Origin of the sequence: Mycolicibacterium sichuanense (assembly GCF_033741125.1) — a bacterium.
Lineage (GTDB): Bacteria > Actinomycetota > Actinomycetes > Mycobacteriales > Mycobacteriaceae > Mycobacterium.
The window spans coordinates 298,741-325,381 of record NZ_JAWQPU010000007.1 but is presented as its reverse complement, the minus strand read 5'-3'; the positions used below and the strand labels follow the sequence as shown (position 1 = coordinate 325,381).

Here is a 26,641-nt window from a genome sequence, read left to right as displayed (position 1 = left end):
CCCAGCGGGCTCCGCAACATGGCACTGGCCGCGGCCGGTGCGCTGCCCTTCGTCTCCCGCGGCGACACCCTGCCCGCACGCACCGTCTCGATCGACGGCCTGAAGATCGACCCGGCCAACGTCGCTCAGTACGCGGCGGTGACCGGCCTGCGATTCGGCGATGCCGTCCCCCTGACCTATCCGTTCGCGCTGACCTTCCCGTCGGTGATGTCACTGCTCAGCGGTTTCGACTTTCCGTTCGCCGCAATGGGATCGGTACACGTCGAGAACCAGATCACGCAATACCGCCCGATCTCGGTCACCGACACCGTCGGCGTGAAGGTGCACGCGGAGAACCTCAGGGAGCACCGCAAGGGGCTGCTGGCCGACTTCGTGACCGACGTGCGGGTCGGCAACGACGTGGCGTGGCATCAGGTGGCGACGTTCCTGCACCAGCAGCGCACCAGCCTGTCCGGCGGCCCGAAGCCCGAGCCGAAGAAGCAGCCGAAGCTGCCGCCGCCGAACGCGGTGCTACACATCACGGCGGGCCAGATCCGGCACTACGCATCGGTGAGCGGGGACCACAACCCCATCCACACCAGCTCGATCGGTGCCAAGCTGTTCGGCTTCCCCAGCTCGATCGCGCACGGAATGTTCAGCGCCGCAGCGGCATTGGCCAACATCGAGGGCCAGTTGCCCGATGCCGTCGACTACTCGGTGCGCTTCGGCAAGCCGATCGTGCTGCCCGCCCGCGTCGGCTCGTACACCGAACGCATCGCAGGCGGCTGGGAACTGACGCTGCGCAACCTGTCCAAGGGATATCCGCACCTGACCGCGACGGTGACCGCTCGCTAGTTGACGTCGGCTCGCGAGGGGACGTCGGAGGGCCTGCCCTTCAGGCCGCGCCAGAACAGGTTGATCATCAGCTCGGCTGCCTCGTGCACGTCGGCGTCGCCAGTGCTGACCCGCGCGGCCACCGCCTCGCCGGCACCCACCAGGGCGACGGCCATCATGTCGAAGTCGGTGCCCGGCTCGGGGTTTCGCGTGCCCGACTGCAGGAGCCTGCCGACGAGGTCGACGATGCGGTCGCGGCCCTCGCGCACGGTGTGGGCGAAGGCCTGCGAGCTGGTGGCCTGGGTGTAGAGCACCATCCACGACGCCCGGTTGGTGTCGATGTAGGACAGGAACGCCACCACCGCGTTGCGCAGCAGATCCCGCGCCGGCTGGGTGAAGTCGATGTCGGCGCGCACCGAGTCGACGAAGCGGCCCAGCTCGCGGTCCAGACACGCCCCGAACAGCTCCTCCTTGGAGCCGTAGTACAGGTAGAGCATCGGCTTGGAGATCTGCGCCTGCGCGGCGATCGCGTCCATCGACGTCTCGTGATAGCCGTTCACCGAGAACATCTGCACGGCGGCATCGAGCATCTGCTGCTCGCGCACCGCGCGCGGCAACCGCTTCGTTCCACCGGCCATCAGATCAGAGTAGGCAATCGCAGCGGTTTCAGCCGCCGCAGCGCGGGCTCTTGCCCTTGAAACCCGCCACCCGCAGCACCGACCGGTCGACCTTGGCGGCGTCCAGCTCGCCGGAGTCGACGGCAGCGGTCAGCCGGTCGAGCACGGCCGGCACCTCGTCGGTGGTCACCCACAGCGCCACGTCGGCCCCCGACTGCAGGGCGCGCAGTGCGGCGTCGGGAACGCCGAAGTGATCGGAGATGGCCTTCATGCTGGACAGGTCGTCGGTGAACACCGGCCCGTCGAACGGCGGGCCGCCGTAGTCACCCGAGCGCAGCAGGTCGTAGGCCGCTGGGGTGAGGCTGGTCGGCTCGTCGGCGGTCAGGCCGGGCACCTCGAGGTGGCCGACCATCACGGCGACGGGCGCCTCGGTGGTCAGCGTGCGGTACGGGATCAGGTCGCTGGCCTTCAGCTGCTCCAGCGGGGGCGTCGTCACGTCGCCGAGGTGGGAGTCACCGCTGCCGTGACCGTGCCCTGGGAAGTGCTTGAGCACCGGCAGCAGGCCTGCGTCGCGCAGGCCTTGGGCGTAGGCCCCGGCGTATTCGACGACGGTGGCCGGGTCCGATCCGAACGAGCGGTCGCCGATCACCTCGTCGTCGGCCTCGGTGGTGACGTCGACGACGGGTGCGAAGTCCACGGTGATGCCGAGTTTGCGCATCGCCTCCCCGCGGGTCTTCGCGATGTCGTGGACCTCGGCGGGGGTGTGGGTCCGCGCCAGCACCCGCGGCGACGGCTGGTCCCCGATGAGCTTGGCCAGCCGCTGCACCCGGCCGCCCTCCTCGTCGACGCTGACCGCCAGCGGCAGCGGGTCCGCGGACGCCGCGATCTCGGTGAGGCTGCCGTCGGTGAGCATCGACATGTCGGTCCAGCTGCCGAGGAAGATGCCCCCGACGTGCTGGGTGGCGACGACCGTGCGCGCGTCGTCCGCCCCGGTGACGCCGACCATCAGCAGCTGGGCGAGCTTGTCGCGCGTGGACATGGCGGCCAGCAGGGCGTCGCCTTCCCCGCAGGCGGGTGGGGGCGCCGGCGGCAGCGCGGTGGGGCTGGCGGCGGTCGGGCTCGGGGCCGACGACTGGGCGGCGTTGCGGTTCTCGATGAAGTACACGCTGGCGACCGCCACGGCCGCGATGGCGACCACCGCGAGCACGATCGACACGACGGTGCGTCGTTGGCTGGCCAGCGGCATATGGCGAATCGTAGCGTGCGAAAGCTGGGTACCCTCCGGTCCATGCCGCTGCGCTCGGGGGACGTCTTCGCGGGTTACACCGTGGTCCGACGGCTGGCCGCCGGGGCCACGGGCGAGGTCTATCTGACCGCTCATCCGCGCACGCTGCGCCAGGACGCGCTGCGGGTACTGCCCGCCTCGGCGTCGGCCGACGAGGGCCTCCGCGCGCGGTTCCACCGGCGCGCCGACCTGGCCGCGACGCTGTGGCACCCGCACATCGTCGGGGTGCACGAGCACGGCGAGTACCAGGGCCTGCCGTGGGTGTCGATGGACTTCGTCGACGGCACGGACGCCGCGGCGCTGGTCCGGGACCGCTACGACACCGGTCTTCCGGCCGACCAGGTGCTCGACATCGTCACCGCGATCGCCGACGCGCTGGACTACGCGCACGCGCGGCACTGCAGCCACGGCCACGTCGGCGCCGCGGCCATCCTGCTGTCCGGGGACCGCCGTCGGCGCGTGCTGTTGACGGACTTCGGCGTGGCCCGTGCCCCTGACGACGACCCTGCCGCCGGTGCCCTCGCCGACCAATACGGCCTCGCGGTCGCGGCGTACCACCTGCTGAGTGGGACCCCGCCGACGCTCACCTCGCCGCCGTCGCCGGTCGCGCCGCTCGGAGCCACCCGCCAGGATCTGGCCGCATTCGACCCCGCGCTGCTCCGCGCGCTGGCTCCAGACCCGCGCCAGCGGTTCGGCGCGTGCCTGGACCTCGCGGCCGCGCTGCGCGACGCCGCGACCGCCGCGACGCAGGCCCAGCCCGTCGTCGACCCATCGGCCCAGGCCCCCACCGAACACCTGGCCAGCCCGAGCACGGGCTCGGGCCTGCCCGCGGTCTTCGTCCCGGCCTGGTCGGCCGAGGAACCGGCATTCGACCCGGAGTTCGCACCGACGATGTCGGCGATGCCGGTGCCGGACGTCGAGCCGGACCTGGCGCCCGACGTGGAGCCGGAGTCCGAGCCGGGTGCGGGCCGGATCTGGGCGTTCGCCGGGATCGGCGTCCTGCTCGCGCTGATCGTCGTGCTGGCGGTCGTCTGGGCGGGCAGCGGGGACGACGGTTCGAGCGCGGTGCAGACCCCGTCCCCGACTGCGGCGCCGACCGCGGCCGCCCCGGCCACCGTCACCGGCGTTGGCGGGCGACCCCGGCCGGCCACCATCAGGGGCGCCGACCCCACCGGCGAGAACTGTGAGGGCGGTTTCCAGATCACCGGGCAGGCCGGCTGGGCCAGCCAGGGCGTGCGGGCCAGCCCCGAGGCGACGTGTTCCTTCGTCGGCAGCGTGCTCAAGGCCTACTGGGATGCCGCCGATCCCAGCCGCGAGCCGCGCACCGTCGTCGCCGCGGGCGCCATCCCGTGCGGCGAGGGAGCGGCGTGCGCGGGCACCGACTTCGTCGTCACCTGCGAGGCCGAGGGTGCCGACCCGTGGATCACGTGCCGCGGCGGCCGCAACGCCGTCGTAGTCCTGTACTGAAGTCGTCCGCTGGCGAAGTGGTGCTACCTTGGCCGGGTGGATCGGTTCGTCTTGCCCGCTGCGGCCAGCATCGTCGTTGGACTGTTGCTCGGCGCGGCCGCCATCTTCGGGGTGACCCTCATGGTCCAGCAGGACACCAAACCCCCGCTGCAGGCGGGCGACCCGGGCTCGTCCGTGCTCAACCGTGTCGAGTACGGCGACCGTACCTAACCCTGCGGTCGTAGAACCCTTGTCCCGCCGCTGGTTGTGGCTGGTCGGTGCCATTTCGCTGGCATTGACGTTCGCCCAGTCCCCGGGCCGGGTCTCCCCCGACACCAAGCTGGATCTGACGGCCAACCCGCTGCGCTTCCTTGCCAGGGCGGCCAACCTCTGGAACAGCGACCTGCCGTTCGGGCAGACGCAGAACCAGGCCTACGGCTACCTCTTCCCGCACGGCCTGTTCTTCCTCGCCGGTGACGAGCTGGGGTTGCCAGGCTGGGTGACCCAACGGCTGTGGTGGGCGCTGCTGCTGACGGTCGGCTTCTGGGGAGTGCTCCGGCTCGCCGAGGCACTCGACGTCGGCAGCCCCTCCTCCCGGGTGCTCGCCGCGGTCGCGTTCACCCTGTCGCCACGCGCGCTGACCACGCTGGGGGCGATCTCCTCGGAGACGTTGCCGATGATGCTGGCGCCGTGGGTGCTGCTGCCGGTGATCCTGGCGTTGCGGGGAGGCTCGGTGCGCGTCCTTGCCGCCAGGTCGGCGCTGGCCGTCGCGCTGATGGGCGCGGTCAATGCCGTCGCGACGCTGATGGCCTGCCTGGCCGCGCTGATCTGGTGGGCGGCGCACCGCCCGAACAGGCTCTGGTGGCGGTTCACCGGGTGGTGGGCCCTGTGCAGCGCGCTGGCCGTGACGTGGTGGGTCGTCGCACTGTTCGTGCTGGGCCGGGTCAGTCCGCCGTTCCTGGACTTCATCGAGTCCTCCGGGGTGACGACGCAGTGGCTGTCGCTGACCGAGGTGCTGCGCGGCACCTACAGCTGGACACCGTTCGTGGCGCCCGATGCCACCGCGGGCGCGTCACTGGTCACGGGTTCGGTCGCCGTGGCGGGAACGACGCTGGTCGCCGCGGCGGGGCTGGCCGGGCTGGCGCTGCGGTCGATGCCCGCCCGCGGTCGGTTGATCTCGATGCTGCTCGTCGGTCTGACGCTGCTGGCGGTGGGCTACTCCGGCGGTCTCGGGTCACCGCTGGCGCACAACGTGCAGACGTTCCTGGACGCCGACGGCACCCCGCTGCGCAACGTGCACAAGCTCGAACCGCTGCTGCGCCTGCCCCTGGTCCTCGGCATCGCGCACCTGCTTGGCCGGATTCCGTTGCCGGGCAGTGCACCGCGGCGGGTCTGGCTGGACGCGGCCGCACATCCCGAACGCGACAAGCGCGTCGCCGTCGGAGCCGTGGTGCTGGTCGCGCTGACGGTGGCCACCTCGCTGGCCTGGACTGGACGGTTGACGCCGCCGGGGACGTTCACGGCGATCCCCGGGTACTGGCACGACGCCGCGGACTGGCTGGATGTCCACGATCAGCCGGCGGGCCGGGTGCTGGTGGTGCCGGGAGCTCCGTTCGCGACGCAGGTGTGGGGTACCAGCCACGACGAACCGCTGCAGGTGCTCGGCTCCAGCCCGTGGGGGGTGCGCGACTCGATTCCGCTGACGCCGCCGGAGACCATCCGCGCGCTGGATTCGGTTCAGCGGTTGTTCGCCGCGGGACGGCCGTCCGCCGGGCTGGCCGACACCCTTGCCCGACAAGGCATTTCGTACCTGGTGGTGCGCAACGACCTCGATCCGCAGACCTCACGCTCGGCACGCCCGCTGCTGGTGCACCGCGTCGTCGACGGTTCGCCGGGGCTGAGCAGGGTGGCGCAGTTCGGCGATCCGGTGGGTCCCGGCACGCTGTCGGGCTTCATCACCGACAGCGGGTTGCGGCCGCACTATCCCGCGGTGGAGATCTACCGGGTCGACGGCGCGGCACCGCTGCAGCCGTATCTGACCGACGTCGACGCGATGGCCCGCGTCGACGGCGGCCCGGAGGCGCTGCTGCGGATCGACGAACGGCGCCGGCTGCTCGGCCAGCCGCCGCTGGGCCCAATGCTGCTGACCGGTGACGCCCAAGCGGCGGGTCTGCCCACACCCGTAGTCACCGTCACCGACAGCCCCGTGGCAAGGGAAACGGACTACGGCCGCGTCGACGACCACTCGTCGGCCATCCGGGCGCCGGGCGACTCCCGCAACACGTTCAACCGCGTGATGGACTATCCGGCGGGCAATGCCGATCTGGTCTACGGCCAGTGGCCTGGTGGCCGGGTGACGGTGTCCAGCGCGGCGTCGGACTCCACGGCACTGCCCAACGTGTCCCCTGCATCGGGCCCGGCGGCCGCCATCGACGGCGATCCGGCGACCAGCTGGGTATCCAACTCGCTGCAATCGGCGGTTGGTCAATGGCTTCAGGTCGACTTCGACCACCCGATCGCGAACGCCGCGATCACGATCACCCCGAGTGCCACCGCCGTCGGCGCGCAGGTGCGGCGCATCGAGGTGTCCACCGCCACCGGCAGCAGAACGCTGCGGTTCGACCAGTCCGGCAAGGCACTGTCGGCGGCGCTGCCGGTCGGCGAGACGCCGTGGGTGCGGTTCACCGCCGTGGCCACCGACGACGGCTCCGCCGGTGTCCAGTTCGGCATCACCGACTTCACGGTCACCCAGTACGACGCGTCGGGATTCGCCCAGCCGGTCAGTCTGCGGCACACCGTCGACGTCCCCGCGCCGCCACCGGGTTCGACCGTCGCACAGTGGGATCTGGGCCAGGAACTGCTGGGCCGCCCGGGGTGCGCGCCGGGCCCGGACGGCGTCCGGTGCGCCGCAACCATGGCACTGTCGCCCGAGGAGCCGGTCAACCTGAGCCGGATGCTGACGATCCCGGAGACGACGACGGTCACCCCGACGGTATGGGTGCGAGCGCGCCAGGGCCCCAACCTCGCCGACCTGATCGCCGAGCCGGGCACCGCCCGCGGCCTTGGCGATGCCGACCTGATCGACGTCCTCGGGTCGGCGTACGCCGCGAGCGACGGGGATCCCCGCACGTCGTGGACGGCGCCGCAGAACGTCGTCCAGCACCGCACCGCGCCCAGCCTCACCCTGAAGTTGCCACGGCCGACCGAGGTCAGCGGACTTCGGTTGGCGCCGAGCGCATCCGAGCTGCCCGCGCACCCGACGATGGTGGCGATCGACCTCGGCGACGGGCCGCAGGTGCGCCGCCTGGCTCCCGACGGTGTGCAGACCGTCTCACTGCACCCCAGGGTCACCGACACGGTCACCGTGTCGATCCTGGACTGGCGCGACGTCATCGACCGCACCGCATTGGGTTTCGACCAGGTCAAGCCACCGGGCCTGGCCGAGGTCACCGCGCTGGACGCGGGGGGCGCTCCGATCGCGGTTCCGGACGCCGCGCGCAATCGCTCCAGGGCCATCACGCTGCCGTGCGGCAAGGGCCCGATCATCGGCGTCGCGGGACAGTTCGTCCAGACCTCGGTGGTCACCACGGTCGGCGCACTGGTCGATGGTGAGCCCGTTGCGGCAAGGCCGTGCCGGGCCCCAACCATCACGCTGCCCGCCGGCGAGCAGGAATTGGTGCTCAGCCCCGGGCCCGCCTTCGTTGCCGACGGCGTCCAGCTGGCCGGCCCGTTGGCGGCCAAGATGCCAACGGCCCCAATACTTCCCGCGAAGGTCGCGCAGTGGCGCGCCGATCACCGCCAGGTCGACGTCCCCAGCTCGGACACGCCCCGGGTGCTGGTGGTGCCCGAGAGCATCAACCGCGGCTGGTCGGCCCGTACCGCGGACGGCACCGTTCTGAAGGCCGTCACCGTGAACGGGTGGCAGCAGGGCTGGCTCCTACCCGCCGGGACGTCGGGCACCGTCACGCTCGACTTCGGCCTGAACACGATCTACCGGGTGGGGTTGTTCGGCGGCCTTGCCCTGCTTCCCGTGCTGCTACTGCTCGCGTTCGTGCCGAGCCGGCGCAGGCCGGAGCCGGCCGTCGCCGCCGAACCCTGGCGGCCGGGGCCGGGTACGACGACCGTCGCGCTGGTGGCCATGGGATGGCTGATCTCGGGAGTCGTGGGTGGCCTCGTCGTCGGCGCGGCGATCGGGGTGCGGTACCTGCTGCGGGCGCGGCCACGGATCGCCGACCGGCTCACGCTCGGGCTGAGCGCCGGCGGCCTGACGGTGGCCGGCGGGGTGCTGAGCCAGTACCCGTGGCGCTCGGTGGACGGGTACGTCGGCCACGAATGGGGTGTGCAGCTGCTGGCGCTGCTGAGCGTGGCGGCACTGGCGTCGACGCTGGTGCCGATTTCGCGATCGGCGGAGGAGATCGTCCCTAACATCGGGTGAGTGCCGATCCTCAACACCGCCGCCGGGGCCATCGACGTAGCCGACCTCGGCGTCACCCTGATGCACGAGCACGTGTTCATCATGACCACCGAGATCATCCAGAACTATCCCGAGAGCTGGGGTGACGGCGCCAAGCGCGAGGCCGACGCGATCGGGCGGCTCGACGAACTGAAGGCGCGCGGCGTCGACACGATCGTCGACCTCACCGTGGTCGGGCTGGGCCGCTACGTGCCCCGCATCGCCCGCATCGCCGAGCAGACCGGGTTGAACATCGTCGTGGCCACCGGCCTCTACACGTACAACGACCTGCCGATGCACTTCCACTACCGTGGGCCGGGAGCGATGCTGGGCGGTCCGGAGCCGATGGTCGAGATGTTCGTCCGCGACATCGAGCACGGCATCGCCGACACCGGGGTGAAGGCCGCAATCCTCAAGTGCGCCACCGACGAACCGGGCGTCACCCCCGGCGTCGAGCGGGTTCTGCGCGCCGTCGCACAGGCGCACCGGCAGACCGGTGTGCCGATCTCGACGCACACGCACGCCGCCACCAGGCGCGGGCTGGAGCAGCAGCGGATCTTCGCCGAGGAGGGCGTGGACCCGAGCCGCGTCGTCATCGGGCACAGCGGTGACACCACCGACATCGCCTACCTCGAGGAGCTCATCGCGGAGGGTTCCTACCTCGGGATGGATCGCTTCGGGGTGGACGCCTTCCTCTCCACCGAGGACCGGGTGGCCACCGTCGCGACGATGTGCGAACGCGGGCACGCCGACAAGATGGTGCTATCCCACGACGCCGCTTGCTATTTCGACGCGCTGCCCGAGGAGACCGTGTCGGTGGCCCTGCCGAACTGGCACTACCTGCACATCCACGACGACGTCATCCCCGCGCTGAAGCAGCGTGGCGTCACCGACGAGCAGCTCACCACCATGCTGGTCGACAACCCGCGCCGCATCTTCTCCCGCCAGGGCGGGTACTGACGTGGTGACCGGGGTCGACCCCATCGGCACCCAGGTGTCCGCGCTGGCCGCCGCCGACCCCGACGCGTCAGCGGTGACGTGTGCCGGCCGCACGCTGACCCGCGCCGAGCTGGACGCCTCGACCAACCGGCTGGCCCGCGCCTACGCCGAACTCGGCGTCAGCACCGGAGCATACGTCTCGATCGCCATGCCGAACTCGATCGAATGGGTGCAGGCCGTGCTCGCCTGCTGGAAGCTCGGTGCCGTCCCGCAACCGCTGTCGGCGCGGCTGCCCGACGCGGAACTGGCCGGCATCCTCGACCTGGTGCCGCGCGCGCTGATCGTCGGCCGCCCCGACCCTCGAGGCCTCGTTCCCCACGTGCCGGTGGGCTTCGCGCCCGACCCGGCACTGTCGGATGCGCCCGTGCCAGAAGCGGTTTCGCCGGTGTGGAAGTCGATGACCTCGGGGGGCAGTACGGGCCGGCCCAAGCTGATCGAGGCGGGCGGGGACAGCCGGATTCCGCCCGCGATCGGCTACCCGCTGGGCATGCAGGACGGCGACGTCAACCTGCTATCGGTGCCGTTGAGCCACAACACGGGTTTCACCACGGCCGCGGCGGGCCTGCTGATGGGACACCACCTGGTGGTCATGCCCCGGTTCGACCCGCACGCGTTCCTGCGGCTGATCACCGAGCACCGCGTCACTTTCCTGGCCACGGTGCCGACGGTGATGCAGCGGCTGCTGCCGGTCTACCGCGCCGATCCGCAGGCCTACGACCTGTCGTCGGTGCGGCGGTTCTGGCATCTCGCCGCCCCGTGCCCGCCGGTGATCAAGCAGGCCTGGATCGAGGTCCTTGGCCCCGAGGTGGTGTGGGAGCTGTACGGCGGCACCGAACTTCAGGCCCTGACCTTCGTCTCGGGCACCCAGTGGCTGGCGCATCCCGGCACGGTGGGCGTCGTGGTGGCCGGTGAGATGAAGGTCCTCGACGACGACGGCCGCGAGTGCCCGCCCGGGGTGGTCGGCGAGATCTACCTGCGCCCCTCCCCCGGCAGCGCGCCCACCTACCGCTACGTCGGCACCACCGCCAAGAGCCGGGACGGCTGGGACTCCCTTGGCGATCTCGGCTACTACGAGGACCACGGCTCCGAACGCTTCTTCTTCCTGTCCGATCGCCGGGTCGACATGTTCACCGTCGGTGGCCGCAACGTCTATCCCGCCGAGATCGAGTCGGCCCTCGCCGAGCATCCGGACGTGTCGTCCTGCTTGGCCGTGGGAGTGCCCGACGAGGACCTGGGCCAGGTGCCGCACGTCCTGGTGCAGACCTCGGCCGAGCTGGACGAGCGGGCCGTCGTGGCGTTCCTGGCCGACCGCCTGGCGGGCTACAAGGTGCCGCGCACCGTCGAGTTCGTGGACCGGCCGTTGCGCGACGACGCAGGCAAGGCGCGACGCTCGGCGGTCCGCGACGAGGTCATTGCGCGGCGGGCCGCGCACACGAGCTAGCGCGCGGCGGCAGGCTCGGGGGTGTCGGTGACCGAGCTGTCCAATGGCGTCGGCGAGCTACGAAGCTCCCAGCGCCGCAACGCATTCCGGCACGGCGACTCGACCAGCGCGTAGCTCACCGCAGCGATCGCGAACCCGAACAGCAGCGTCAGCGCCAACACCACCGGCATGTGCCCGTTGAACGGGAACTCCCCGATCACCGGGAAGACCATCGCCAGCGCGGCCAGGTGCCAGACGAACAAGCCGTAGGACCAGCGGCCCAGCGTCACCATCGTGGGGCTGCCCAGGATGCGGTGCGGGGTGCCGGGGGCGTCGAGTACCAGCGGCGCGAGCAGGGCGCCGGCGACCACCGTGCCCATCGACACCTTGATGAGGAACTGGCCGAGCGAACCCGGCGCCAGCCCGGCGGGGCCGGCCAGCGGCGAGGCCGCCAGCCCGAAGGCGCCCAGCGCGATGCCCGCCATCAGGATCCGGCGCCGCGCCAGCCGGTGTGCCCACCCCACCGGGGTGACGGTCAGCTCGGCGATCACCATGCCAGCGGCGAACCAAGAGAAGAAGGCGGGCGGCCAGGTCAGCGGGTTGACGCCGAACGGAACCTGGAACGGGATCAGTCCCCAGGCAAAGCTCGCGGCGGCGACGAGCAGGATGGCCGGGATGCGGGCCCGCACCGGCAGCCGCCGCGCCAGCCACGCAAGCAGCGGCAGGGCCAGGTAGAAGCTGACCTCCACCGACAGGCTCCACATCTGGGTCAGCCCGTTGGTCAGCGTCAGCGGCACGTAGATCTGGGTGAGGGTCAGGTTGGCCAGCCACACCGTCGCATCGGCGTTGGTCTCGGGGAAGAACACCAGGATCAGCACCACGGCCACCAGGTAACCGGGCATGATGCGGACCAGCCGCGACCGCAGGTAGTGCCCGGTGGGCGGGACGCGCCGCAGCCCCCGCGCGGCGGCGGCGTGACCGCGCCACAGCAGGAATCCCGACAGCGCGAAGAACACCGCGACAGCCAGGTCGAAGCGCCCGAGCAGCCGCCCCGTGCTCCAGGTGGTGTGGCCGGTCTGGAAGGCGACGTGGGTGATGACCACGCCGATTGCCGCGCAAGCGCGCATGCCCTCGACGGCGGGCAGGAAGCCGCGCGTTCCCGATACCTCGCCCTCGGTCGTGCCAGCCACGGCGACCAGTGTGCCCGACGGACTCGCACCCCGACCGACCCTGGACTAAGCACCGCCCTCATGAAGGGCTGTTAGGGTCGACACGGTTTGCCTGCGCCCCCTCCAGGGCAGGTGAGGGCATCGATGACATCGTCTCGGGACGAGAAGGAGGCACGGTTTGAACCGCGCTGTGGCGCTGCGTATCGCGGCGTGCGGGCTCATGGGCCTCGGTGCCGCCCTCTTGATCGCGGCGCTGCTGCTCACGACCTACACCAAGGGCAAGATCGCCAAGATCCCGCTCGACATCGACACGACGCTGGTCAGCGACGGCACCGGAACGGTCTTCGACCCGGCCTCGCTGAATAGCCCGAAGTTCGTGATCGACAAGAACGTGCCCGTCTCGTTCCAGCAGCAGATCAGCGTCGAGGCGCCGTCCAACGCCGACGTCGTCACGCTGCAGGTAGGCAACACCGTGCGCCGGACCGACAAGCAGCAGGACAACGGTCTGCTGCTGGCGCTCGTCGACACCGTCACCCTGGACCGCAAGACCGCGCTGGCCGTGTCCAGTGACACCAACCCCGGCGGTTCGGTGCAGAAACCCCGCCCCATCGGCGACGCCCAGCCGCCCACCAGCATCGCGCTGCCGCACGAGGGACTGGCCTACCGCTTTCCGTTCGACACCGAGAAGAAGACCTACCCGTACTTCGACCCGATCGCGCAGAAGGCCTTCGACGCCAACTACGACGGCGAAGAGGACGTCAACGGACTGAGCACCTTCCGGTTCACCCAGAACATCGGTTATGACTCCGAAGGCAAGCTGGTGGAGCCGGTGAAGTATGCATCGCTGTACGGCGACGACGCCGACGCGACGGTGTCGGCCCGCGCCGAGCTGTGGGGCCTGCCCGGTGATCCCGAAGAGCAGATCACGATGACCCGGTACTACGCCGCGCAGCGCACGTTCTGGGTGGATCCCGTGTCGGGCACCATCGTCAAGGCGCAGGAGCACGGCTACCACTACTACGCCCGTGACGCCCTCAAGCCCGAGGTCACGTTCGCCGACTACAAGGTCACGACCACCGAGCAGACCGTCGAGTCGCAGGTCGCCAGTGCCCGCGACGAGGGCGACGTCGTCGCACTCTGGGGCCGGATCCTGCCGATCACCTTCACCGCCATCGGCCTGCTGGCGCTGGTGGGTGGCGTGCTGCTTGGCTCGTTCACCCTGCGCGCCGAATCCGCACTGATCGATCCCGGACTCGACGACACCGGTCACGGGTTCTTCGGCAGACGCGCGACCGATACCGGCCCGATGCCGGCGGCCGAGGCGGCGACCGAGAAGATACCCACCCAGAGACCGTCGGATCTGCCGCCGGACCGACCGGTCTGATCGCTCGGTTCTCCCGCGCAGCAGTGCCGGCCTACGCGCTGGTGCTGGCGCTGACGGTGACGGCACCGCTGCTGGCGCCGGGCTACCTGCTGCTGCGCGACGCGGTGTCCACGCCGCGGTCCTATCCGACCGATGCCGCGCTGGGCCTGACCCAGGCGGCGCCCCGCGCGCTGCCGCAGGACTTCGCGGTGGCGCTCGCCTCGCACGTCCTGGACGGCGGCCTGGTGGTCAAGCTGCTGCTGATCGGCGGCCTGTGGGCGGCAGGCTGGGGTGCGGCTCGGCTGAGCGCGGTGGCGCTCCCCGCCGCCGGCGCCGGTGGCCAGTTCGTCGCGGCGACGCTGGCGATCTGGAATCCCTACGTCGCCGAACGCCTGCTGCAGGGGCATTGGAGCCTGCTGGTCGGGTACGGCTGCCTGCCGTGGGTGGCGGCCACGGTGCTGCGCTTGCGGTCGGAGCCCGCGGGTGGCCGCTGGTGGCCCCTCCCGTTCTGGATCGCGCTGGCCGGCCTGACCCCCACCGGGTTGATGCTGGCTGCGGTGGTGGCTCTGGCGTGCTGCGCGGCCTCGGGCGAGGGCCGATCGCGTCGGCTCTGCGCAGCGGTCAGCCTGGGGTGTGCGGTGCTCGGTGCGCTGCCGTGGCTCGTCGCTCCCGTGCTGGCCGGCTCGCTGTCGCTGTCGCAGGCGACCGGGGTGACGCAGTTCGCCGCGCGCGCCGAACCCGGCCTCGGCACGCTGCTCAGCCTGGCCGGGCTGGGCGGGATCTGGAATGGCCAGGCGGTGCCCAGCTCGCGAACGACGCCGTTCGCGGTCGTCGGGACGGGGGTGCTGCTGGCGGTGGTCGCGGTGGGGATGCCCGCGGCGTGGCGCCGGGTGCCGGCGCGACCACTGTTGGTGCTGGCCCTGGTCGCGGTCGTGGCGCCCGCGCTGATGGCGACCGGCCCGGGGCTGGCCGCGGTGGAGGCCGTCGTGCGCGCCGTGCCGGGCCTTGGAGTGCTGCGCGACGCCCAGAAGTGGGTCGCACTGGCGATGCCGGGTTACGCCGTGGCCGGGGCGGGCGCCGTCGTCACCCTGGCCCGGCGCGTACCCCGGGGCGCGACCGCGGCGGTCTGCTGTGTGGCCCTGCTGGCCGTCCTTCCCGATCTGGCGTGGGGGGTGGGCGCGAAGATGGTCGCGGTGCGCTACCCCGCGGGGTGGACGATGGCGGCGGCGCTGATCGACGCCGATCCCCGGCCGGTCGCGGTGCTGCCGGAGGACAGCATGCGGCGCTTTGGTTGGGCGGGTGACGCTCCGGTGCTGGACCCGCTGCCGCGCTGGGTGTCGGCCGACGTCCTGACCACTGGTGACCTGGTCATCGGGGGCCGAATCGTGCCGGGGGAAGGCGTCCGCGCGCGGCGGGTGCAGGACCTGATCCGGTCCGGGGCAGGAGCCGACGAACTGGCGCGCGCCGGGGTCGGGTGGGTGGTCGTCGAGGGCGGCGGCCAGCCCCGCCTCGCTCTGCCGCTGGCGTTCGCCGACGACGACCTGGCCGTCTACCGCGTCGGCGGAGACCATCCCCGTGCGTCGCACCGGGGCATCATGATCGCCGCCCACCTGGTGTGGCTGGCCACACTGCTCACCGGGGCGATGGGCATGGCGGTCGCGGCGGTCCGACGCACTCGCGGTGGGGTCTACTAGTCGCCATGGGTTGGGCCGATGCGTGGTGGCAGAACGAAGTGGTCGACGGCTACAAGGGTCCGCTGCTGCTGAGCTTCACCGCCTTCGTCGTGACGTTCGTGACCACCCGCTCCATCACGAGGCTAATCAGGGCAGGCAAGGGACCGTTCCACGACGTCAGCACCGGCGGCGTGCACATGCACCACTCGACCCCCGGGATAGTGCTGCTGATCGTGGGCGGGTTCACCGGTGTCGGGTCGCCGCCGCTGTCGGTCTGGACCTATCTGGCCGGGTTGCTCGTCGGGGTGGGCTCGTCGCTGGTGCTCGACGAGTTCGCGATGATCTTCCGTCTGCAGGACGTCTACTGGTCGCAGGAGGGCCAGCTCTCGGTGAACGTGGTGACGCTGGCCGGAGCCTGCGTCGGTCTGGCCACCGTCGGGGTGTCACCGGTCGACGATCTGCCGGCGTCGGTCACCGCGTTCCGCTATGCGGCCGTCGCCGCGCTGCTGGCCAACTTCGTGCTCGTCGCCATCACGGCACTGAAGGGCAAGTACCCCACCGCGCTGATCGGGCTGTTCCTCTCGCCCGTCGCCTGGGTCGCGGCCGTGCGGCTGGCCCGGCCGACCTCGCCATGGGCGCGCTGGCGCTACAGCCCGCAGAAGCGGGCCCACGCCCAGCGCCGCGCGGCCGCGTTCGGCGCTCGATGGGCACCCATTCGACGGCACTGGGACGACTTCATCGGCGGGACGCCGACGGCCGCCCCGTCAGACCACGCCGCCGACCAGCCTGCCGTCGACCACTGACTCCAGCACCGCGCGCATCGCCTCGGCGCTCTGCGGCCAGGAGAATTCGCCGCTGCGCACCTGGGCCTTGACGCCGAGTTGCTCGCGCAGCACGTCGTCGGAGAGCAGCCGCTGCAGGCACGACACCAGACCGGCGTGGTCGTCGACCAGGAGCCCGGTGACGCCGTCGACGATGGAGTCGGTCAGCCCGCCCGAGGATCGGTAGCCGATGGTCGGCACCGCGTGCTGGGCGGCCTCGGTGACCGCCAGCGCCCAGCCCTCCTTGCGCGAGGGCAGCACGTGTACCCAGCACCGCTGCAGCACTTCGTGTTTCACGACGTCGTCGACGTGGCCGTGGAAGGTGACCGCGTCGGTGATGCCGAGCGATGCGGCGTGCGCCACCAGCCGGTCGTGCCACCAGCCGCCGCCGACCACGTCGAGGTGCAGCTCGGGCATCCGCGGCGCCAGCGCCGCCACCGCGTCGAGCACGTCCTCGATCTGCTTGTGCGGCACCAGCCGGGACAGCACCGCCACGCGCGGGGTGCGCGAACGGGCCAACGTCATGGTGGCCGCGGGCGCCCGGTCGAGGCCGTTGCGCACCACGGCGACGTGGTCCGGGTTCACGCCGAGGTCGGCTAGATCGCGGGCCGACGGCAGCGACACCGTCACGTACTGGTTTCGGCGATGCAGCCGCGGCGACAGCCGGGACTCGACGAACCACCCGACCCGGCTCAGCACCCTTCCGGCGACCGGCCACTGCTCGCGGTGGCAGTGGTGCACCAGGACGACCGCGCGTCGGCCGAACGCCAGCCGCGCCAGGAACGGCACGCCGTTCTGGCTGTCGATCACCACGTCGGGGCGCACCCCGCGCAGCGGGCCGAGCCCGACACGCGACGCCAACATCGCCAGCCCGGCCAGCACGTACACGCCATAGTCGCCGCCACCGCGGCTGATGGTGACGCCGTCGAGGACCTCGCGGCGCGCGGCACCGGGGTAGCGGGCGGTGCGCAGCGTCACCTCGACGCCGTCGGCGGCCAGCTGACTGCCGATGCGCTGCAGGTAGGTCTCGCTGCCGCCGCCCTGGGGGTGCCCGGTGTCACGCCAGCACAGCAGCAGGACGGAACGGACGGGCACCTTCGAGAGGATAGTCGCCGCCTACGCTCGAACCGTGCCTGCCGCTACCCGCCCATTCGCCAGGCGCGCGACCCTGGCCCGGTCGCTGCGGCTACTGCGCGAATTTCGCTTCGAACAGCGGGACCCGGCGCGCTTCTACGGTGCGCTCGCCGAGGACACCGTCACCCTCGTCACCTCGCTGTGGACGTGGCTGCACGCAACGCCGGCGGCCGGGCGAACCCTGCTGGACGTTGGCGGCGGGCCCGGGTACTTCGCCACCGCGTTCGAAGACGCCGGCCTGACCTATCTCGGCGTCGAACCCGACCCGAGCGAGATGCACGCGGGACCGGCGGGCGAGCCGGGCGCGGGCACGTTCGTCAGGGCCTCTGGCACCGCATTGCCCTTCGCCGACGATGCGGTCGACGTGTGCCTTTCCTCCAACGTCGCCGAACACGTCGCCGACCCGTGGCTGATGGGCCGCGAGATGCTGCGGGTCACCCGGCCCGGCGGGCTGGTGGTGCTGTCCTACACGGTGTGGCTGGGCCCGTTCGGGGGCCACGAGATGGGTCTGACGCACTACCTGGGGGGTGCGCGCGCCGCCGATCGGTACGCGCGCCGGCACGGTCACCGGCCGAAGAACGACTACGGCTCGTCGTTGTTCGCGGTGTCGGTGGCCGACGGGCTGGCCTGGGCGGCCAGCACCGGCATGCTGGTGGCCGCTTTTCCCCGCTACCACCCACGATGGGCATGGTGGACGACGCGGGTGCCGCTGCTGCGGGAGTTTCTGGTCAGCAACCTGGTGCTGGTGTTGCAACCCTCCTGACTGGCTGAACTGCAACAGGTTCCAGTTTGGCCGTGCGATGGGTAATGTGACGTTCATGACACGGCGCACGCGAGGAGGCACCCGGATGACACGGCGCACGCGAGGAGCACTCGGATGACACAGAGCACCGCCTTCAAGACCCAATGGGACAAGCTGTTCATCGGCGGCAAGTGGGTCGAGCCGGCGAGCTCGGAGGTCATCGAGGTGCACTCGCCAGCCACCGGCGAACTCGTCGGCAAGGTGCCGCTGGCGTCGGCCGCCGACGTCGACGCCGCCTGCGCCGCCGCACGCAAGGCGTTCGACGAGGGACCGTGGCCGCACACGTCTCCGCAGGAGCGGGCCGCCGTCCTCGGCGCCGCCGTCAAGCTGATGGAGGAGCGCGCCGACGAGCTCAAGTTCCTGCTGGCCGCCGAGACCGGTCAGCCGCCGACGATCGTCGACATGATGCAGTACGGCGCCGCGATGTCGTCGTTCAACTACTTCGTCGGCGCCGCCGACAAGTTCGCCTGGCAGGACATCCGCGACGGCATCTATGGCCAGACGCTGGTGCTCAAGGAGCCGGTCGGCGTCGTCGGCGCGGTCACCGCGTGGAACGTGCCGTTCTTCCTGGCCGCCAACAAGCTGGGCCCCGCGCTGCTCGCCGGCTGCACCGTCGTGCTCAAGCCGGCCGCCGAGACGCCGTTGTCGGTGTTCGCGATGGCCGAGATCTTCGCCGAGGCCGGGCTGCCCGAGGGCGTGCTGTCGATCGTGCCCGGTGGCGCCGAGACCGGCCGCGCGCTGACCGCCAATCCCGAGCTGGACAAGTTCACCTTCACCGGCAGCTCGGGGGTGGGCAAGGAGGTCGCCAAGATCGCCGCCGAGCGGCTCAAGGCTTGCACCCTGGAGCTCGGGGGCAAGTCCGCGGCCATCATCCTCGAGGACGCGGATCTGGACTCCACGCTGCCGATGCTGGTGTTCTCGGGGCTGATGAACTGCGGACAGGCGTGCGTCGGACAGACCCGCATCCTGGCCCCGCGCTCGCGCTACGACGAGGTAGTGGAGAAGCTGTCCGCCGCGGTGGCCGCGATGCCGGTCGGCCTGCCCGACGATGCCGGCGCAATGATCGGGCCGCTGATCTCCGAACGCCAGCGCGAACGCGTCGAGGGTTACATCCGCAAGGGCGTCGAGGAGGGTGCGCGCATCGTCACCGGCGGAGGACGTCCCGAGGGGCTCGACGATGGCTGGTTCGTCCAGCCGACGGTGTTCGCCGACGTGGACAACTCGATGACCATCGCGCAGGAGGAGATCTTCGGCCCGGTGCTGGTCGTGATCCCGTTCGACGACGAGGCCGACGCGGTCCGCATCGCCAACGACTCGGCCTACGGCCTGGCGGGCAGCGTCTACACCACCGACTTCCCGAAGGCGCTGGAGATCGCCAAGAAGATCCGCACCGGCACCTACGCGGTGAACATGTACGCCTTCGATCCGGGCGCTCCGTTCGGCGGGTACAAGAACTCCGGCATCGGCCGCGAGAACGGCCCGGAGGGCATCGAGGCCTACACCGAGGCCAAGAGCGTCCTGCTGCCGTTCGGCTACACGCCGTAGCCGGTTCGGCTAGAAGGCGCGTTCGTCGAGATCCATCGGAGCGAGGTCGATCGACTCCAGGATCTTGCGCTCGGCACCGAGTCGCGGTAGCACGTTGTGCGCGAAGAACGTTGCGGCAGCGACCTTTCCGGCGTAGAACGCACGGTCGCGGCCGTCCTGGGTGCCGTCGAGCGCATGCAGGGCGATCTCGGCGCTCTGCAGCAGCAGCCAGCCGATGAACAGGTCGCCGACGGCGAGCAGGAACGACACCGAGCCCAGCCCGACCCGGTAGAGGTCACGGGCGCTCTGCTGGGACGCCATCAGGTAGCCCGTCATGGTGGCGACCATCGCCTGCACGTCGGCCAGCGCGGCGGCGAGCCGGGCGCGGGCGTCGGCGAGTTCGGGCCGGGCACCCTCGGCGCCGAGGAAGGCCTGGATCCGCGACGCCACGTGGGCGAGCGCACCGCCGTGATCGCGGGCGATCTTGCGGAAGAAGAAGTCCTGCGCCTGGATGGCGGTGGTGCCCTCGTAGAGCGAGTCGATCTTGGCGTCGCGGATGTACTGCTCGATCGGATAGTCCTGCAAGAAGCCCGAGCCGCCAAAGGTCTGCAGTGACTCGGTCAGCGTCTGGTACGCGCGCTCGGATCCCACGCCCTTGACGATCGGCAGCAGCAGGTCGTTGACGCGTTCGGCCATGCCGGCGTCGGCGCCGGAGACGATCTCGGCGGCCGAGACGTCCTGGTGTGCGGCCGTGTAGAGGTACAGCGCGCGCAACCCCTCGGCATAGGCCTTCTGCATCATCAGCGCCCGCCGCACGTCGGGATGGTGCAGGATCGTCACCCGCGGCGCCGTCTTGTCGGTCATCTGCGTCATGTCGGCGCCCTGAACGCGGGTCTTGGCGTATTCGAGGGCGTTCAGGTAACCGGTCGACAGAGTGCTGATGGCCTTGGTGCCCACCATCATTCGCGCATATTCGATGATCTTGAACATCTGCGCGATGCCGCTGTGCGTATCGCCAACCAGCCAGCCGACCGCGGGCGTGCCGTGCTGTCCGAAGGTCAGCTCACAGGTGGCGGAGACCTTGAGGCCCATCTTGTGCTCGACGCCGGTCACGAAGACGCCGTTGCGTTCCCCCGGCTCACCGGTCTGCGGGTCGGGCAGGAACTTCGGCACCAGGAACAGCGACAGCCCCTTGGTACCCGGCCCGGCGCCCTCCGGCCTGGCCAGCACCATGTGGGCGATGTTCTCGAACAGGTCGTCGGAGTCACCGCTGGTGATGAAGCGCTTGACACCGTCGAGATGCCAGGTGCCGTCGGGCTGCGCGACGGCCTTGGTGCGTCCCGCGCCGACGTCGGAACCCGCGTCGGGCTCGGTGAGCACCATCGTCGCACCCCAGTTGCGCTCGACCGCCAGCACGGCCCAGTGCTTCTGCTGATCGTTGCCGAGGTGATACAGGATGTCGGCCAGCACCGGCCCGGCCAGGTACATGAAGGCGGCGGGCTGAGCACCGAGCGGGAACTCGTTGATCGCCCAGGCCAGCATCGACGGCGCGGGCACACCGCCGACCTCCTCGGAGAGCCCGATTCGGAACCACTCGCCCCGCTGCCACGCCCGGAACGACGCCTTGAACGGCTCGGGCAGGGTGACCGCGTGGGTGTCGGGGTCGAATGTCGGTGGATGCCGGTCGGATTCGGCGAACGATTCGGCAAGCGGCCCCTCGGCCAACCGGGCCGCCTCGCTCAGCATCTCGCGGACCGAGGCCGCGTCCAGGTCGCCGAACTCACCGGTGGCGAGAATCTTCTCGAGCTGCAGCACCTCGAACAGATTGAATTCGAGGTCGCGCACATTGCTCTTGTAATGGGCCATGTCCAGCGCCTTTCAGCCATCGAGCCGCGCCTCGAAGCGTAGTCCGGTTGGTTCGGGGCGACCACGGAATCGAACCGGCGCCGAATTATGGTCATGGCCATAGAAGGTAGTCCGGAGAGCTACCGCCAGCCTGTTCACGCGCTGTTCACCGGACGCCGAATGTGACGTGGAATACGTCCGTTGCGCCACTGTGTTGTTGATTCTATGCTCGATCACATAACCAGGGAGGTCGCCATGTGGACGGTCGAAGTCAACGTCCTTGGACGTAGGTTCACGCATACGATCGGCGACCGTCCCGACGCCCTCCGCTTCTCCCCTCGCCTGTCCCAGTGGCGCCAGCGGCGCACGCGTCACCCGCGAGCCGCCGCCTGATGCAGAGTCTCGCCAAGACCCCCACCAAACGCGGCTCGACCCGCAGCCGCATGCTGTTCACGGCTGCCGAGGTGCTGCGGGAGAAGGGGGCCGCCGGGGTCACCATCGACGAGGTGCTCGCCCGCAGCGGTGCCCCGCGCGGTTCGGTCTATCACCACTTCCCCGGGGGCCGCAGCCAGTTGCTCAGTGAGGCCTTGCGCTACGCGGGGGACTCGATCACCTCGCTGATCGACGACGCTGCCGATCAGGGTTGCGTGCCCCTGCTGCGGCAGTTCGTCGCGTTCTGGGAACGCACGCTGAACGAGAGTGACTTCGCGGCCGGATGTCCCGTCGTCGCGGCTGCCATCGGGTCGTCCGAGGACGACCCGGAGCTGACCACGATCGCGGGCGATGTCTTCGGCCACTGGCGCGACGCGCTCGCGCGGACGTTCGTGACCGACGGGTTCGACCCCGCCGACGCCAACTCCCTGGCCGTCACCTGCATCGCCTCCCTCGAGGGTGCCGTGGTGCTGTGCCGCGCCACCCGCAGTTGCGACCCCCTGCACCAGGTGGCTCAGCAAGTCGAATTCCTAATCAAGTCGCGGGAATTCGTGTTGCGCTTCGGCATGCCATCGGCCGGCCGCTAGCGTCCAGCGCGCGCACACGAAGTCGCCATTGCGTCCCACGTCCTGCAACGTCCACTGCGACCTCAGCGGCAGCACGCGCGCACCCGTCCCCAGTGAACACGGTGCGTAGCTCACCACCATCTCGTCGATCAGACCGGCCTCGACGTACTGCGCCGCGACCTCGCCACCGCCGACCACCCAGACATCCCGGCCGCTCGCGGCCTCGACCAGCCGGGGATGCAGATCGGCCACGTCGCCGCCGAAGGTGTGGACCGGGTGCCCGTCGACGACGACGCCCGACCGACGGGTCAGCACCCAGCTGGGCTGCTCGTACATCCAGTCACCCGGGTGGTTCTTCACGATCCATTCGTACGTCGACGAGCCCATCACCAGGGCCCCAACGTCCTTCACGAACGCTTCGTACCCGAAGTCCCCGTTGGGATCGATCGTCTGCGAGGTCAACCAGTCCAGGCTGTTCGCCTCGTCGACGATGAAGCCGTCCAGGCTCGACGCCGTGTAGTACACGCATGCCACGTCAGTTCCTCCTCATCCAGTCCAGGGGATCACCGCACTCCGCCGTCACCCCGTGCCGCGCCAGCATCGACCTGGCCAGCCCTCGCCGGTGTGCGGAGTACTCCAGGACGTGGGCGATGATCCCGTACAGCTGAAACGACTCCGGCGGATCACACAGCGCGTCGATCACGGTGTCGCCCAACCGTCCTCGCTCTCCGTGGTCGACCACCATCGCGGTCCAGCGCGCCGCCACCGCCTGGTGCTCCGCGGCGAGCCGCACCGCCGGGCGCACCCCGGTCGGTTTGGGCTGGTCGCACCCCTCGATGCTGGCCAGCCAGACCTCCTTGGACCAGACGAGGGCATCGAGCACCGCCCCGACGCTGGGCTCTTGGCCGTTCCAGTCCAGGATCACCTGCCCTGGTGAGATGCGTTCTCGCCATTGGTCTTCGGTGAGCTGCGCCGCCACTGCGAGCAGATGGGTGGTGTCGGCGACGTCGTGCTCCACCAGCAGCCGCGTGACGTCGGGGAGGGCGGCCTCCCCTGCGCCGTCGAGCCACAGCGCCTCGGGCGGATGAAAGTGCAGACCGTTCGGCGCGGCCAGCCGGAAGTCGACGTCACCGGCGCGCGACGGTGGCACCCCGAAGGCGCGGCGGAACGCCCGCGAGAACACCTCGGGCGAGGACCATCCCTCACCGGCTGCCACGTCGCCGACGCGTTGCCCGCTCTGCAGTCGCCACGCCGCCCGCTCCAACATGACGCGACGACGCATCGCCGCGGGTGGCTCGCCGGCAGACCGGCTCACCTGCCGGGAGAAGTGGAACTCCGAGGCAAAGCTGCTGCGGGCCATCTCCTTGACGTCGAGGTTGCCGGTGTCGACGACGGCGTCGAGCAGCTCGCGCAGCCGGTCGCGTCCGGCCTCCAGTCGATCACCCACGGACCGAGTATGGCCGGGTCCGGTCGTTGGCGACATGACGATTCCTGCTCTTCGCCCGCCGCATTAGACTCCGTGCGCAGTGAGCGAATTCGACGCGTTGTGCGCCAACGACGGCGGTCTGGCCGGGCTCCGGACGGCGGTCCGGGCCTTCCTGGCGGCCGATCGTGCCGCGTTCGGGTGGACGCCCGCCGTGGACTGCTGGCTGTCCAGCTGGAACCCCGACTTCAGCATTCGACTGGCCGAGGCCGGCTTCATCGGCCTGACCATCCCCGCCGAGTACGGCGGCCGGGCGCCCGCCGACGGCACCGGCTATCTGCACCGATACGTCGTCACCGAGGAGCTGCTGACCCACGGCGCCCCGGTGGGGGCGCACTGGATCGCCGACCGGCAGGTGGCCCCCGGGCTGCTGGCCCATGGCACCGAGGAGCAGCGCCGCCGGTTGCTGCCGAAGATCGCCGCGGGGCGGCTCTACTCCGCGATCGGCATGAGTGAGCACGGCGCCGGCTCGGATCTCGCCGCGGTTCAGACCAGGGCTACCCGCATCGACGACGGCTGGCGCCTCGATGGCACCAAGGTGTGGACCAGCGGCGCGCATCTCGCCCACCAGATCGTCGTGCTGGCCCGCACCAGCCCGCTGGACCCCGAGCACCGGCACGCCGGGTTCAGCCAGTTCATCGTGCCGACCGATCTGCCCGGCATCACCATCAGCCCGATCGTCCTGATGAACGGCGAGCACCACTTCAACGAGGTGCTGTTCGACGGTGTCCGGCTCGCCGACGGCGACCTACTCGGCGAGGTGGGCTCCGGCTGGCATCAGGTCACTTCGGAGCTGGGCTTCGAGCGCAGCGGGCCCGAACGCTTCCTGTCCACGGCCACGCTGCTGTTCGGCGTCATCGCCGCGCTGGGTGGCCGCGACGTCGACGACCGCACCGCTGCCGCCGTCGGGGACCTGATCGCCCGGATGGTGGCGCTGCGCCAGCTGTCGGTGTCGGTGGCGCGGGCGCTGACCGCCGGATTGGACGCCAACGCCAGGGCCGCACTCGTCAAGGATCTCGGGACGCGCTTCGAGCAGGACTCCGTCGAGGTGGCCGCCGACCTCATCGACTCGGTGCACGGACCCGATGCCGCCGCCCTGCGCGCCATGCTGGCCACGTCACGGGTCCACTCCCCACTGTTCACGCTGCGCGGTGGCACCAATGAGGTGCTGCGCGGCCTGGTGGCCCGAGCGGCGAGGACGGGGACGTGAGCGAGGAACTGCGCCAGCTGGTCGACGAGATCGGTCGCCGTTCCTTCGACGCGCGCGTGGGCCGCCACGCGCTACCCGAACCCTTCGACGCCGACCTGTGGCGCGTACTGGAGACCTCTGGGCTGACGCGGCTCGTCAGCGAGCAGGATGCCGACCCGGCCGACTCCGCAGTGGTGCTCGGCGGGCTGGCGCGCCACGCCGCGGCCGTGCCGGTCGCCGAAACCGACTTGCTTGCAACGTGGTTGGCACACAGCGCGGGGCTGCCCATCCCGGCCGATGGCCCACTCACCGTGGCCATCGCCGAGGCGCAACCGCGCAATGAGCGACTCTCGGGCACCGCCGTCGACGTCCCATGGCCCGCCGTCGGTCCCGTCGTCCTCGCGGTCCGTTCGGTGGAGGCCACCTTCGTCGCCATGCTGGACGCTGGCACGGCGACCACCTGGGACCTGGCCGGGCAGCCGCGCGGTGACGTCACGTTCGACGTGTCGACGCGCGACACCGTGCGCATGCCGCGCAGCATCGGTGACGAGTTGGTGCGCCGCGGCGCGTGGGCGCGCTGCGTGCAGATCGTCGGCGCCTTCGACGCCGCAGTGGCCCTGACGATCGCGCACACCAGGGAGCGCACGCAGTTCGGCCGGCCGCTGGACGGGTTCCAGGCCGTGGCGCATGCACTGGCCGCACTGGTCGGCGAGGTCGAGCGGAGCCGGGCCGCGACGGCGCTGGCGATCGCCGCGGCCGACGACCACGGTTTCGACAGCGCCAGGACCGACTACGCGGTGACGGCCGCCAAGGTCGCGGTGGGTCGTGCCGTCGGCCCGGTGACGACGATCGCGCATCAGCTGCACGGCGCCATCGGCGTCACCGCGGAGCACCCGCTGTGGCTGGCCACCATGCGGGCCCGCAGCTGGGCCGACGAGTTCGGCACGACGGGATGGCACGCCACGCGCCTGGGCCGGATGGCCCTGACCTCAAGGGACGCCTGGAGTCTGGTGGTGGGGAGCCGGCTCACCTGACGACCAACGTCACGAGATAGGTGTGACCTACGACACTGCGCAATCCGCGCGGTCTAGTGGACTATTGCACACATGACTAAATTGACGCGGGTGGCAGTGGTCGCCATGATCGCAACCGCGCTCGGCCTGTCGGCCGCCCCCGACGCGACCGCGGCACCGGCGTCGATGAGCACGCCAATGCCCATGTCCAGCCAGTGGCGTGCGTGTGACTTCACGGACCTCCGATGGGTGCCCGCCGTCGGCGACGCGCGCCCGGTCGCGCGCGTCGGCACCGACGGAGCCGGTTCGGTGGTGGCGACCGTCGACATCGACACCGCACTGCCCAACACCTTCTACGACGTGCGGGTGATCCAGACGCCGCGCCCGTCCAGCGGATGCGCGACCGGCGCCGCAGGAGTGCTCACCGGCGGGCTGCAGACCAACGCCGTCGGCGTTGGCTCCACGACCGTTCAGGGGCCCGTAGCCAGGGGGGCCACCGGCGCCTGGGTGGTCGTCGAACGGCCGTCCGGCTCGTCGCAGACGCCGGCAGAGTTCTACTCCACGGAGTTCATCGCCGCCATCTAGGGGCGATCG

General features: G+C 70.8%; 22 protein-coding genes. 15 read left to right on the top strand and 7 right to left on the bottom strand.

What is annotated here, in order from left to right:
- Positions 1-18: 18 nt before the first annotated feature.
- Positions 19-834, top strand: coding sequence for a MaoC/PaaZ C-terminal domain-containing protein (locus SBI80_RS22150; protein ID WP_318977038.1), 816 nt, complete (start codon positions 19-21; stop codon positions 832-834).
- Here SBI80_RS22150 and SBI80_RS22145 read toward each other — a convergent pair.
- Both SBI80_RS22145 and SBI80_RS22140 read right to left on the bottom strand, forming a co-directional pair.
- Positions 831-1,451, bottom strand: coding sequence for a TetR/AcrR family transcriptional regulator (locus SBI80_RS22145; RefSeq protein WP_318976974.1), 621 nt, complete (start codon positions 1,449-1,451; stop codon positions 831-833). The two genes, SBI80_RS22150 and SBI80_RS22145, sit on opposite strands and share 4 nt — an antisense overlap.
- A 28-nt stretch (positions 1,452-1,479) precedes the next feature.
- Positions 1,480-2,676, bottom strand: a complete 1,197-nt coding sequence (locus tag SBI80_RS22140; RefSeq protein ID WP_318976973.1) for a glycoside hydrolase family 3 N-terminal domain-containing protein — start codon at positions 2,674-2,676, stop codon at positions 1,480-1,482.
- A 42-nt stretch (positions 2,677-2,718) separates the two neighbouring features.
- Here SBI80_RS22140 and SBI80_RS22135 point away from each other — a divergent pair, with 42 nt between their 5' ends.
- The 5 genes from SBI80_RS22135 to SBI80_RS22115 are packed head-to-tail and all read left to right on the top strand — an operon-like array spanning position 2,719 to position 11,054.
- Positions 2,719-4,182, top strand: coding sequence for a protein kinase domain-containing protein (locus SBI80_RS22135; RefSeq protein ID WP_318976972.1), 1,464 nt, complete (start codon positions 2,719-2,721; stop codon positions 4,180-4,182).
- A 36-nt stretch (positions 4,183-4,218) separates the two neighbouring features.
- Complete coding sequence (locus SBI80_RS22130; RefSeq protein WP_140698126.1) at positions 4,219-4,392, top strand: DUF2613 domain-containing protein; 174 nt, start codon at positions 4,219-4,221, stop codon at positions 4,390-4,392.
- Between the two features lie 19 nt (positions 4,393-4,411).
- Positions 4,412-8,596 (top strand): alpha-(1->3)-arabinofuranosyltransferase domain-containing protein, encoded by a 4,185-nt coding sequence (locus SBI80_RS22125; RefSeq protein WP_318976969.1) that lies wholly within the window; start codon positions 4,412-4,414, stop codon positions 8,594-8,596.
- Positions 8,597-9,574, top strand: a complete 978-nt coding sequence (locus tag SBI80_RS22120) for a phosphotriesterase family protein (protein ID WP_318976968.1) — start codon at positions 8,597-8,599, stop codon at positions 9,572-9,574.
- A gap of 1 nt (position 9,575) precedes the next feature.
- Positions 9,576-11,054 carry an AMP-binding protein gene (locus tag SBI80_RS22115; protein ID WP_318976967.1) on the top strand — a complete coding sequence of 493 codons (1,479 nt, stop codon included), beginning with the start codon at positions 9,576-9,578 and terminating at the stop codon, positions 11,052-11,054.
- Here the strand turns inward: SBI80_RS22115 and SBI80_RS22110 are convergent.
- A complete protein-coding gene (locus SBI80_RS22110) occupies positions 11,051-12,160 on the bottom strand; it encodes an acyltransferase family protein (protein WP_318977037.1) in 1,110 nt (369 codons plus the stop codon). The genes SBI80_RS22115 and SBI80_RS22110 overlap by 4 nt on opposite strands.
- Before the next feature lie 220 nt (positions 12,161-12,380).
- Between SBI80_RS22110 and pgfA the strand changes: the two genes are divergently transcribed.
- From pgfA to SBI80_RS22095, 3 genes are read left to right on the top strand one after another with little or no spacing between them, the layout of a single operon-like run.
- Complete coding sequence (gene pgfA / locus SBI80_RS22105) at positions 12,381-13,586, top strand: cell envelope lipid trafficking protein PgfA (RefSeq protein WP_318976966.1); 1,206 nt, start codon at positions 12,381-12,383, stop codon at positions 13,584-13,586.
- A 23-nt stretch (positions 13,587-13,609) separates the two neighbouring features.
- Complete coding sequence (locus SBI80_RS22100) at positions 13,610-15,259, top strand: MmpA family trehalose lipid delivery protein (RefSeq protein WP_318976965.1); 1,650 nt, start codon at positions 13,610-13,612, stop codon at positions 15,257-15,259.
- A 5-nt stretch (positions 15,260-15,264) separates the two neighbouring features.
- Positions 15,265-16,041: a hypothetical protein gene (locus SBI80_RS22095; protein ID WP_318976964.1), complete on the top strand. Its 777-nt coding sequence runs from the start codon at positions 15,265-15,267 to the stop codon at positions 16,039-16,041.
- Here the strand turns inward: SBI80_RS22095 and SBI80_RS22090 are convergent.
- The gene (locus SBI80_RS22090; protein ID WP_318976963.1) at positions 16,003-17,154 is read right to left on the bottom strand and encodes a glycosyltransferase family 4 protein; all 1,152 of its coding nucleotides are present in this window, start codon (positions 17,152-17,154) and stop codon (positions 16,003-16,005) included. The genes SBI80_RS22095 and SBI80_RS22090 overlap by 39 nt on opposite strands.
- 34 nt (positions 17,155-17,188) lie before the next feature.
- Between SBI80_RS22090 and SBI80_RS22085 the strand changes: the two genes are divergently transcribed.
- Complete coding sequence (locus tag SBI80_RS22085) at positions 17,189-17,956, top strand: class I SAM-dependent methyltransferase (protein ID WP_318976962.1); 768 nt, start codon at positions 17,189-17,191, stop codon at positions 17,954-17,956.
- 114 nt (positions 17,957-18,070) lie between these two features.
- Entirely contained in the window at positions 18,071-19,540 is a 1,470-nt protein-coding gene (locus SBI80_RS22080; RefSeq protein ID WP_318976961.1) for an aldehyde dehydrogenase, read from the top strand.
- A gap of 9 nt (positions 19,541-19,549) precedes the next feature.
- Here SBI80_RS22080 and SBI80_RS22075 read toward each other — a convergent pair whose 3' ends face one another.
- On the bottom strand, positions 19,550-21,385 hold the full coding sequence (locus SBI80_RS22075) for an acyl-CoA dehydrogenase (protein ID WP_318976960.1): 1,836 nt from the start codon (positions 21,383-21,385) through the stop codon (positions 19,550-19,552).
- A 371-nt stretch (positions 21,386-21,756) separates the two neighbouring features.
- Here SBI80_RS22075 and SBI80_RS22070 point away from each other — a divergent pair, with 371 nt between their 5' ends.
- Positions 21,757-22,383: a TetR/AcrR family transcriptional regulator gene (locus SBI80_RS22070; RefSeq protein WP_318976959.1), complete on the top strand. Its 627-nt coding sequence runs from the start codon at positions 21,757-21,759 to the stop codon at positions 22,381-22,383.
- On the opposite strand, the gene SBI80_RS22065 is transcribed toward SBI80_RS22070, so the two are convergent.
- Both SBI80_RS22065 and SBI80_RS22060 read right to left on the bottom strand, forming a co-directional pair.
- Positions 22,327-22,896, bottom strand: coding sequence for a dihydrofolate reductase family protein (locus SBI80_RS22065; protein ID WP_318976958.1), 570 nt, complete (start codon positions 22,894-22,896; stop codon positions 22,327-22,329). The two genes, SBI80_RS22070 and SBI80_RS22065, sit on opposite strands and share 57 nt — an antisense overlap.
- 1 nt (position 22,897) lies before the next feature.
- Positions 22,898-23,809 (bottom strand): helix-turn-helix domain-containing protein, encoded by a 912-nt coding sequence (locus SBI80_RS22060; RefSeq protein WP_318976957.1) that lies wholly within the window; start codon positions 23,807-23,809, stop codon positions 22,898-22,900.
- 79 nt (positions 23,810-23,888) lie between these two features.
- On the opposite strand from SBI80_RS22060, the gene SBI80_RS22055 reads away from it, so the two are divergent.
- The 3 genes from SBI80_RS22055 to SBI80_RS22045 all read left to right on the top strand — a co-directional run bounded on the left by SBI80_RS22055 (position 23,889) and on the right by SBI80_RS22045 (position 26,632).
- Positions 23,889-25,055 (top strand): acyl-CoA dehydrogenase family protein, encoded by a 1,167-nt coding sequence (locus SBI80_RS22055; RefSeq protein WP_318976956.1) that lies wholly within the window; start codon positions 23,889-23,891, stop codon positions 25,053-25,055.
- On the top strand, positions 25,052-26,068 hold the full coding sequence (locus SBI80_RS22050; RefSeq protein ID WP_318976955.1) for an acyl-CoA dehydrogenase family protein: 1,017 nt from the start codon (positions 25,052-25,054) through the stop codon (positions 26,066-26,068). The genes SBI80_RS22055 and SBI80_RS22050 overlap by 4 nt, the downstream gene beginning before the upstream one ends.
- A gap of 72 nt (positions 26,069-26,140) precedes the next feature.
- The gene (locus SBI80_RS22045) at positions 26,141-26,632 is read left to right on the top strand and encodes a hypothetical protein (protein ID WP_318976954.1); all 492 of its coding nucleotides are present in this window, start codon (positions 26,141-26,143) and stop codon (positions 26,630-26,632) included.
- Positions 26,633-26,641 lie beyond the last annotated feature (9 nt).

Excerpts from the sequence above, each read along its gene's own strand:
- SBI80_RS22150 (WP_318977038.1), top strand. The coding sequence starts at position 19 with ATGGCACTGGCCGCGGCCGGTGCGCTGCCCTTCGTCTCCCGCGGCGAC.
- SBI80_RS22145 (WP_318976974.1), bottom strand. The coding sequence starts at position 1,451 with ATGGCCGGTGGAACGAAGCGGTTGCCGCGCGCGGTGCGCGAGCAGCAG.
- SBI80_RS22140 (WP_318976973.1), bottom strand. The coding sequence starts at position 2,676 with ATGCCGCTGGCCAGCCAACGACGCACCGTCGTGTCGATCGTGCTCGCG.
- SBI80_RS22135 (WP_318976972.1), top strand. The coding sequence starts at position 2,719 with ATGCCGCTGCGCTCGGGGGACGTCTTCGCGGGTTACACCGTGGTCCGA.
- SBI80_RS22110 (WP_318977037.1), bottom strand. The coding sequence starts at position 12,160 with ATGCGCGCTTGCGCGGCAATCGGCGTGGTCATCACCCACGTCGCCTTC.
- SBI80_RS22095 (WP_318976964.1), top strand. The coding sequence starts at position 15,265 with ATGGGTTGGGCCGATGCGTGGTGGCAGAACGAAGTGGTCGACGGCTAC.
- SBI80_RS22080 (WP_318976961.1), top strand. The coding sequence starts at position 18,071 with ATGACACAGAGCACCGCCTTCAAGACCCAATGGGACAAGCTGTTCATC.
- SBI80_RS22075 (WP_318976960.1), bottom strand. The coding sequence starts at position 21,385 with ATGGCCCATTACAAGAGCAATGTGCGCGACCTCGAATTCAATCTGTTC.
- SBI80_RS22070 (WP_318976959.1), top strand. The coding sequence starts at position 21,757 with ATGCAGAGTCTCGCCAAGACCCCCACCAAACGCGGCTCGACCCGCAGC.
- SBI80_RS22045 (WP_318976954.1), top strand. The coding sequence starts at position 26,141 with ATGACTAAATTGACGCGGGTGGCAGTGGTCGCCATGATCGCAACCGCG.